Genomic DNA, 1985 nt, shown 5'->3' on the forward strand with positions numbered 1-1985 from the left:
GCCGCCTGAGACCGTGGCGAGCCCGCCGATGGGCGTGCGGCACGAGCCGTCGAGCGCCGCCAGGAACGCGCGCTCGGCGGTCACCGCGATGCCGGTCGAGGCGCAGGCGATGGCGGCGATGGCGGCGTTGGTGGCGGCATCGCCAATCCGGCATTCGATCGCCACCGCCCCCTGCCCCACCGCCGGCAGGAAGGCGTCGGTGGCGAGCACCGCGTCTGCCTCGTGCGCCAGGCCGAGCCGGGTGAGGCCGGCGAGCGCCAGGAGCGTCGCGTCGAGGTCGCCTTCGCGCACCCGCTTGAGGCGCGTGTGGACGTTGCCGCGCAGCAGCTCCACGTGAAGGTCAGGCCGCAGGCGCCGCAGTTGCGCCTCGCGCCGCAGCGAGGCGGTGCCCACCCGCGCGCCGTGCGGCAGGTCGTCGAGCCCCGCCCCGCGCTTCAGGATCAGTGCGTCGCGCACGTCGGCGCGCGGCAAATAGCCGGCAAGGTGCAGCCCCTCGGGCAGCGTCGTCGCCACGTCCTTGGCGGAATGCACCGCGAGGTCCACCTCGGCGGAGAGAAGCTGGTCCTCGATCTCCTTGGTGAACAGGCCCTTGCCGCCGGCCTCCGAGAGCGCGCGGTCCTGGATCGCGTCGCCCGAGGTGCGGATCACCTTGATGACGATGGCGTCCTTCTCGCGCTTGAGCGCGGCGGCCAGCGCGTCGCGCACCGCGTTCGCCTGCCACAGCGCCAAAGGGCTGCCGCGCGTGCCGATGGTGAGGCGCGCGGGCGCGCCGGTCTCAGGGCCGCCCGTCCGGCGGTTCGTGTTCTCGCTCATGGATGCGTAGAATGCGCATTGGAATCAAAATGGATAGAGCGGCGTTGCGGCGCAGCCGGAACAGCGCGGGAAAGGGCGGCACGGTGGGCGAACTCCCCAAGGCGGGCCAACTCCATAGGTCGGGCGAACTCCAAAGGTCGGGCGAGCTCCTGGTGCTCGGCATCGAGACCACGTGCGACGAGACCTCGGCGGCGGTGGTCGCCCGCTCGCTGACCGGGTCGGGCGAGATCCGCTCCAACGTCATCCGCTCGCAGGTGGAGATCCACGCCCCGTTCGGCGGCGTGGTGCCGGAGATGGCGGCGCGCGCCCATGTGGAGGTGCTCGACCACGTGATCGCTGAAGCCATGCGGCAGGCCGGCATCGCCTATCGCGACCTGTCGGGCATCGCCGCGGCGGCCGGTCCCGGCCTCATCGGCGGCGTCATCGTCGGCCTCACCACCGCCAAGCGCTGGCGCTGGTGACGCGCAAGCCGCTGATCGCCGTCAACCACCTGGAGGCGCATGCGCTCACCGCGCGCCTCACCGACGGCGTGCCGTTCCCGTTCCTGCTGCTGCTGGTGTCCGGCGGGCACACCCAGCTCGTCGCCGTGGAGGAGGTGGGACGCTACACCCGCCTGGGCACCACGCTCGACGACGCCATCGGCGAGGCCTTCGACAAGGTGGCGAAGATGCTGAGCCTGCCCTATCCCGGCGGGCCGCATGTGGAGGAGGAGGCGGCGCGCGGCGACGCCGAGCGCTTCATGTTCCCGCGCCCGCTCATGGGCCGGCGCGAGCCGGACTTCTCGCTGTCCGGCCTCAAGACCGCGGTGCGGCTGGAGGCGGACCGCCTCGCCCCGCTCACCGACGACGACGTGGCGGACCTGTGCGCCTCGTTCCAGGCCGCCGTGGTGGAGGTGATCGCCGACCGGTGCGGGCCGGCGCCGCGTATCGCGAGAAGATGGACGCGGCCCTCGGCCCTGGTGGGTGGCGGGCGGCGTCGCCGCCAACGGCGCGATCCGGCGCGCGGCTCGGCCAGATCGCCACCGAGCTCAACACCCGCCTCGCCATTCCCGCGCCGGCGCTGTGCACCGACAACGGCGCCATGATCGCCTGGGCCGGGCGAGCGCCTGGCGCGCGACCTGATCGACCCGCTCGACGTGAGCCCGCGCGCCCGCTGGCCGCTCGATCCGGTGG

Annotated in this window: 1 protein-coding gene and 1 pseudogene; one reads left to right on the forward strand and one right to left on the reverse strand. The window is 73.4% G+C overall.

What is annotated here, in order from left to right; genetic code table 11:
* Window positions 1–813: hydroxymethylbilane synthase (hemC, locus tag AC2W7M_RS24510; protein WP_486135637.1), on the reverse strand; the 813-nt coding region annotated here is incomplete at its 3' end.
* A 149-nt stretch (window positions 814–962) separates the two neighbouring features.
* On the opposite strand from hemC, the pseudogene tsaD reads away from it, so the two are divergent.
* Window positions 963–1985, forward strand: a pseudogene (tsaD, locus tag AC2W7M_RS24515) (tRNA (adenosine(37)-N6)-threonylcarbamoyltransferase complex transferase subunit TsaD); the annotation flags it as partial.

This window comes from Xanthobacter sp. BG11Y11_SDJG, from assembly GCF_057364445.1.